5 protein-coding genes are annotated in these 6,468 nt (G+C 69.3%); 1 reads left to right on the top strand and 4 read right to left on the bottom strand.

Features of this window, described 5'->3' with window-relative positions; translation table 11 throughout:
• Window positions 1-230: 230 nt before the first annotated feature.
• The 4 genes from ACIHAO_RS24850 to ACIHAO_RS24835 all read right to left on the bottom strand — a co-directional run bounded on the left by ACIHAO_RS24850 (window position 231) and on the right by ACIHAO_RS24835 (window position 5,537).
• Window positions 231-929 carry a class I SAM-dependent methyltransferase gene (locus tag ACIHAO_RS24850; protein ID WP_396561563.1) on the bottom strand — a complete coding sequence of 233 codons (699 nt, stop codon included), beginning with the start codon at window positions 927-929 and terminating at the stop codon, window positions 231-233.
• Window positions 926-2,164 (bottom strand): glycosyltransferase, encoded by a 1,239-nt coding sequence (locus tag ACIHAO_RS24845; RefSeq protein WP_396561561.1) that lies wholly within the window; start codon window positions 2,162-2,164, stop codon window positions 926-928. Before ACIHAO_RS24845 ends, ACIHAO_RS24850 begins: the two co-directional genes overlap by 4 nt.
• Window positions 2,165-2,170: 6 nt before the next feature.
• Entirely contained in the window at window positions 2,171-4,171 is a 2,001-nt protein-coding gene (locus ACIHAO_RS24840) for an ArnT family glycosyltransferase (RefSeq protein ID WP_396561559.1), read from the bottom strand.
• A 172-nt stretch (window positions 4,172-4,343) separates the two neighbouring features.
• Window positions 4,344-5,537: a cytochrome P450 gene (locus ACIHAO_RS24835; protein WP_396561557.1), complete on the bottom strand. Its 1,194-nt coding sequence runs from the start codon at window positions 5,535-5,537 to the stop codon at window positions 4,344-4,346.
• Between the two features lie 245 nt (window positions 5,538-5,782).
• Between ACIHAO_RS24835 and ACIHAO_RS24830 the strand changes: the two genes are divergently transcribed.
• On the top strand, window positions 5,783-6,202 hold the full coding sequence (locus ACIHAO_RS24830) for an enediyne antibiotic chromoprotein (protein ID WP_396561555.1): 420 nt from the start codon (window positions 5,783-5,785) through the stop codon (window positions 6,200-6,202).
• Window positions 6,203-6,468: the final 266 nt, after the last annotated feature.

Genomic DNA, 6,468 nt, shown 5'->3' with positions numbered 1-6,468 from the left:
GGGGGGCGGCGCGGGTGGGGGGTGTTGTCGGGGGGTGCTCCGGTGTTTTCACAAACCCCATAACCACACCCTCTCTTTTCCTAATGCCCCCCCCCCCCCACCACCCCTGTACCGCCACCGCGAACCGGCGGCAGAACCCCACCCGCGGCCCCCGCCGCAGCACCGGCCAGGTACACGAAGGCCCCCTTCCTCACGCCGGGCGCGAGCAAGGGGGCCTTCCCAGCAAGCCGCTAAGGCTTGTGGGCCTTCAGGATCAGCGAGACGCCCCGCCGCGAGCGCGTCGGGAGGTACCGCTCCGCCGTGACGATCGCGGTCAGGGCACGGTTGACCAGCCAGGGCGTGTGCTCGTTGAGCTCGTTCCCGCGGGCCGATCGCCGCCGTAGCGCCACTACCGGCCGGAGCAGGACGTTCCAGCTCCAAAGCTCGTCGACGACGAAGCCGGCGTCCTCGATGACCTTCCGCAGCGCAGCCCGGTCGTAGCGGCGCACGTGGTGCACCGCGACGTCGTGCGCCGACCACAGGTCCATTCCGGACGGGACGCTGATCAGCGCGGAGCCGCCGGGCCGCAGCACCCGGAACAGTTCCGCCGCGGCCTGGTCGTCTTCCTGGATGTGCTCGAGGATTTCGAAGGCCACCACCAGATCGAACGACGAAGACGGCAGGGGCAGGTCACGGGCGTCGGCGTGGATCGCGTCGAGACCGCGTGAGCGCGCGATTTCGACGGCGTTCTCGTCGTAGTCCGTGGCGACGACGTCCCAGCCGCGCGAGCGCAGCACCCGCGTGTTGCCGCCGCCCGCCGCGCCGATGTCGAGCGCGCGGCCGGGCGGGCCGAGCCGGTTCAGCTCGTCGGCGAGCAGGTGCCGCTTTTCCCGGAACCACCAGTGGCGGTCCTCCATCTCGGTGATGCGTGTGACGTCCGCCGTCTTCACCCGTGCTCCTTCCGGTGCTGGGCGAAGACCCAGCGGTCGAGGGCCACGAACCGCAGCAGCGTCATCAGCCCGTAGGCGACGATGAGCACGAGCAGTTCGACGACCGGCCCGGAGCCCGGGGCGATCAGGTGCAGCCCGGTCACGGCCATCGTGGTCAGCAGATACGTGGTGGCGAACAGGATCGCGGCGCGGGTGTGCAATCCGAGCCGGTGCCCGCCGCCGCGGTTGAACGTCCAGCGCCGGTTCGCCTCGGTGTTGGCCACCCCGACGAGCACGAGCGCGACCAGGTTCGCCCCCGCCGGCGTCAGCGGTACCCGCAAGGGGAGGTACAGGAGCGTGTAGAGCACCGTCGAGATGACACCGATGACCGCGAACCCCAGGAATTTCGCCAAGGTCGCGGCCCGTGGTTCGGCGAGCACGGCGTCGGGATGGGTGGCGCGCAACTGCGGGATCTCCGGCACGTTCACCCGTCCTTTCCCGGCGGCGATCGCCCGGCCCACGCGGACCAGGCCCTTCAGGTTCCCCATCGCGGTCTGCGTGACCTTGACCCGCGAATCGACGTCCTCGACCCAGTCCAGCGGCACCTCGTGCACCCGCAGCCCGTTGTGCTCGGCCAGCATCAGCATCTCGGTGTCGAAGAACCAGTGGTCGTCCTCGACCGCTTCCAGCAGCCCGGCCACGGCGTCGCGCCGGGCCGCCTTGAAGCCGGCGGACGTGTCGGTGCTGCGCAGCCCGAACACGTGCCGCGTGATCGCGTTGTAGGTGCGGGAGACGATCTCGCGTTTGAGGCTGCGGCGGATCCGCGAGCCGCGGCCGAGCCGGGTCCCGATGGTGATCTCGCAGTGTCCGCTGACCAGTGGCGCGATCAGGGGGAGCAGGCTCTCCAACCCGGTCGAGAGATCGACGTCCATGTAGGCGACGATGTCGGCGGTGCTGGCTCCCCACGTCGCCTTGATCGCCGCGCCCCGGCCGCGGACCGGCACCCGCCGCGCGGAGATGCGCGGGTTCCGTTCGGCCAGTTCGGTGGCGATCTCCCAGGTCCGGTCGGTGCTGCCGTTGTCGGCGATGGTGATCGACCAGGGAAACGGGAAGCCGTCGCCGAGGAACGCGCTCAGCGTGGTGATGCAGCCGTGCAGGGCACGTTCCTCGTTGAGCACCGGGATGACGATCTCGACGGTCGCCGTCGTGCGGCTTCCCGGGGCGAGGCGGGGTGCCGCGGTGAGTTCAGCCGTCATCGGGCATCACGCTCCCGGTTTGCAGTCGAACAGGGCGGAGGTGAAGCCCATCCACGGGTTCGCGGTGTAGGCGGGCGGCGGGACGCGGGTGCAGTTGCGCACCACCCAGTCCTTGCGGGCGAGCGCGGTCGGGCTGTCGTAGGCGAATCCGCCGAACAACACGAACCGAACCTGTCCACTTTGGACGGCTTCCGCGAGACCGGCGGCGGTCGGCATCGGCATGGTGCCGACGAAGCCGCCCATCGGCATCACGGACAGGCCCGCCCGGATGTAGGGCGAGGCGCCGGTGCCGCCGAAGGTCGCCAGGTCGAAACGCTCGCCGCGGTCGTTGGCCTTGAGGAAACCGAGGAGCTTCTGATCGGCGTCCGACGGCATCATCTGGAACATGATCGGCGGGGGCAACGGCATGGCCTGCCCGCCTGCCGCGCCGGGCTTCGGGCCGCCCGCCATGAACTTCGTCAGGTCGATGCCGGTGGAGAGCGCGTTCGGGTTCGGTCCCGCGAGCGGGTTGAAGTTCTGGAACATCGCCGTACGCGGATCCGTCGGCGGCTGGAAGGTGGGCGCCGCCCAGGCGACCGGCCCGGCCAGCAGCGCGACCCCGGCGACGGCCCCGGTCACGACGGCGAACTTCCCCGTGCGGCGCAAGAGGACCAGCGCCGCGGCGAGGACGGCCGCGACCGCGACGACAGGCCGCAGCCACGGCACGTAGTCGCCGGAACGGCTCATCAGCACGAACGCCCAGGCGCCGGTGGCGAGCAGCCCGACCGGCAACACCCACGGGTGACGGCGCGTCGTCCAGGCGAAGTGCAGGCCCACGCCGCCGATCGCGGCGATGGCCGGTGCCAGGATGCTCGTGTAGTACGGGTGGATGCTCTGCGAGAAGCTGAGCGCGCCGGCGAAGAGGACGAGCCAGCCGCCCCACAGCAGCCAGCCCGCGCGCTGCTTGTCGGTGCGCGGAGCGCGGCCCGCGGCGACCAGGCCGACGACGAGCAGCAGCAGCGCCAGCGGCAGCAGCCACGAGATCTGGCCGCCGATCAGGTCGTTGAACAGCCGGAACACGCCGGTGTCGCCGCCCTGGTCGACCGGCGTGACCTTGCCGTCGGGCAGGACGGGCAGTTCAGCCGAGTTCCCCGCCTTCGCGGCGTCCGTGCGGTCGAAGAGGTTGTAGGACCAGACCATCTGCCACACCGAGTTCGAGGTGCTGCCGTCCATGTACGGGCGGGAGCCCGCGGGCGTGAACGACACGATGAGCATCCAGATCGACGACACCGCGGCGGTGACCGCGCCGGCGCCGAGCAGGTGCAGCACCCGGCGTCCCGCCGAGGTCGGCGCGGCGACGAGGTAGACGATGCCGAGTACCGGCAGGATGGCCAGCGCCATGGCGAGCTTGATGTGGAAGCCGACGCCGACGAGCACGGCGGTCAGCAGCAGCCAGCGCGGCGACGCCTTCTCCAGCGCCCGCCAGAAGGCGTAGGTCGCGACGAGCAGCGTCAGGATCAGCGTCGAGTCGGGCAGGTTGACCCGGGTGGCCGCGACCGTGATCGGCGTCGCGGCGAGGAGTACGGCGGCCAGTGCCGCCGGAGCGTGCCCGGCCCAGCGGCGCACGAGCACGAACAGGACGAACACCGAGACGCCGCCCGCGATGACGCCGGGCAACAGCAGCGCCCACGTCTCGTAGCCGAAGACACGGACGGAAAGTGCCTGCAACCAGAGCGCGCCGGGTGCCTTGTCCACACTCATGAACCCGGCGGGATCGTAAGCGCCGTAAAGGAAGTTGTGCCAGTTCTGGGACATGCTGCGGACCGCGGCGGCGTAGGCGTAGTGTGCGGCGTTCCCGCCGATACCCCACCCGTAGGCGACGCCGGCGACGAGCGCGCTCAGGACGGCGATGCGTTTGGCCGCCAGTGCGGACAACCCCGTCTTGGTCTTCTTCTTCGGCGTCCGCGCGGGCGGGGCAGCGCCCCGCGGCGGGGTGCTCGTGACCGGGGTGCCTAGGTCTTGGGACACGTTCTACTCCCTTCCCAGGAATAGGAGATGACGCGGCTCACGGACGTGAGATACGCACCGCGAATTCGTGATCGTCTCCGAAAGTGTCGCACCGCGGTTTCGGCCGCGTCTTATCCCAGCCTGCGCGTTTGCCGCCCGCGTTCACCGGCGAAGTGTCCTTTGAGGACAATAGTCAGCGAAGTCGGACGGGAAGTGCTTCGAGGCCGTGCATCACCATGCTGACACGCCAGCGGAGACTTTCCGCGGGAACGGCCTCGCGCAGCTTGGGGAACCGCGTGAGCAGGGCGGCGAGCGCGATTCCGCCTTCGAGTCTCGCCATCGGCGCGCCGAGACAGTGGTGGATGCCGTGCCCGAAGGCGAGTTGCGGATTGTCCGCGCGGTCGAGCTCCAGTGTGTCCGCCCCGGGGAATCGGGCGGGGTCGCGGTTCGCGGCCAGCAACGACACGATGACCAGTGAGCCGGCCGGGATCGTCACGCCGCCGAGCTCGACTTCCGCGGTGGAGTAACGCATCGCCGCGTGCACCGGGCTTTCGTAGCGCAGGAACTCCTCGACCGCGGCGGGCATCCCGTCCGGATTCGCGCGCAGCGCGGCGAGCTGCGCCGGGTTCTCGAGCAAGGCGAGAGTGGCGTTGCCGATGAGGTGAACGGTCGTCTCGTGCCCGGCGATGAGCAGGAGGAAGACCATCGACGTCAGTTCGTGCTCGGTCAGCCGGTCTTCGCCGTCGTGCACCGTGACGAGCGCGGAAAGCAGGTCCGTGCCGGGGTTCTCGCGCTTCTCGGCGAGAAGTTTCCTGACATAGCGCAGCATTTCGGCGGCCGCCGCGTCGAGTTCGTCGACGGGGAGCGCGCTGGCGGTGAGGATCTCGGTCCAGCCGTGGAAGGCGCCGGCCTCGTCCTCGGGCACGCCGAGCATCTCGGTGAGGACGCGGATCGGCAGCGGCAGCGCGAGCGCCTTGATCAGGTCGACCTCGTCGAAGTCGGCCACGGCGTCGAGGAGTTCCGCTGTGATGGCCTCGATCCTGGGGCGCAGCTGCGCGATCCGGCGCACGGTGAACGCGGCGGACACCAGCTTTCTGAGGCGGGTGTGATCCGGCGGGTCGAGGTTCAGCATATGCGTGTTCATGCCGAGCCGGACGTCCTCGGACAGTCCGCGCCGGTCGCCGACGACGCCGGTGCGCCCGCTCAGCCCCGGATGAGCGAGAGCCTGGCGGACTTCGGCGTAGCCGCTGACCAGCCAGCCGCTGGTGCCGGAGGAGAGCGTGATCCTCCGGACCGGACCGGTTTCGCGCAGCGCGGTATAGGCGGCGTGCCTTTCTGGCGCGCCACCGAACAGGAAATCGGAGCTGGAAGAGGTCGCAGAGGTCACTGAATCAGGTTCCCGCGCGCGCACTCGCGCCTTCTTCTCCTGGCTTGCCCGCGACATATGAATTACGCACGAAGCGCGCGAGTTTATTGCACCTTTTTTCTTACGGCCTACTCGAAAACTGCTCGAAGAAATCGTTGACGATCTAGGTCCGATGATCGTAACGTTGTTACCAGGACGCCGGGGGGTAACGGAACCCGCGCCTGGTGAAGTCGGAAAATCCCTGTCAATGAATCGGAGTGATTACTGTGTCCGCAAAGCTTGTCGCCAAGTTCGCCGGTTCCGCCATCGCCGCTCTCGGCCTCCTGGCCGTCGTCGCCCCTGGTGCCTCCGCCGCGGCGGCCGTCACGGTCACGCCGTCGTCGGGGCTCTCGGACGGCGCGGTGGTCCAGGTGGTCGGAACCGGCCTGACGCCGGGCGGTACCTATCGCGTCGGCGAGTGCGCCCAGGACGCGGTGGGGCAGTTCCCGTGCAGCCCTTCGCAGCAGTCGCTGGTCGCTGACGCGACCGGCAAGATCTCGGCCTCGGTCACCGTGCAGAAGACCTTCACCGGCGTGCTGCCCGACGGCAGCAGCTACGGCACGGTGGACTGCAAGGCCATCACCTGCGTCGTCGGCCTCGGTGACGCCGCCGGCAACGGCGGCGGCGTGGTCATCAGCTTCAGCTGACGCTCGCGGCCGGAACAAAACGGCGATGGAGGAATTGGGACGTCGCGTGTCCCAATTCCTCCACCGTCGAGTAAGAGGATAAGCGCCCGAAGGCCTCAATGCACGTCTTGAGTCGTGTCAGGTGGTCGGTCCGTGAAGGCCTCCTTGAGGGACTCTGGGTCCCTCAAGGAGGCCTTCACGGACTACAAGGGTTGGGGTCGGGGGGCCAGGTAGTGAGCGCCTCGACGGCCGGACCGCGGCGAGTTACGCCTTCGATCACGCGAGTT

The sequence above is a fragment of the Amycolatopsis sp. NPDC052450 genome, assembly GCF_044547565.1.
Taxonomy (GTDB): Bacteria; Actinomycetota; Actinomycetes; order Mycobacteriales; family Pseudonocardiaceae; genus Amycolatopsis.
Note: the sequence above shows the minus strand (reverse complement) of the source record. Positions and strands in the feature narration are given on the sequence as shown.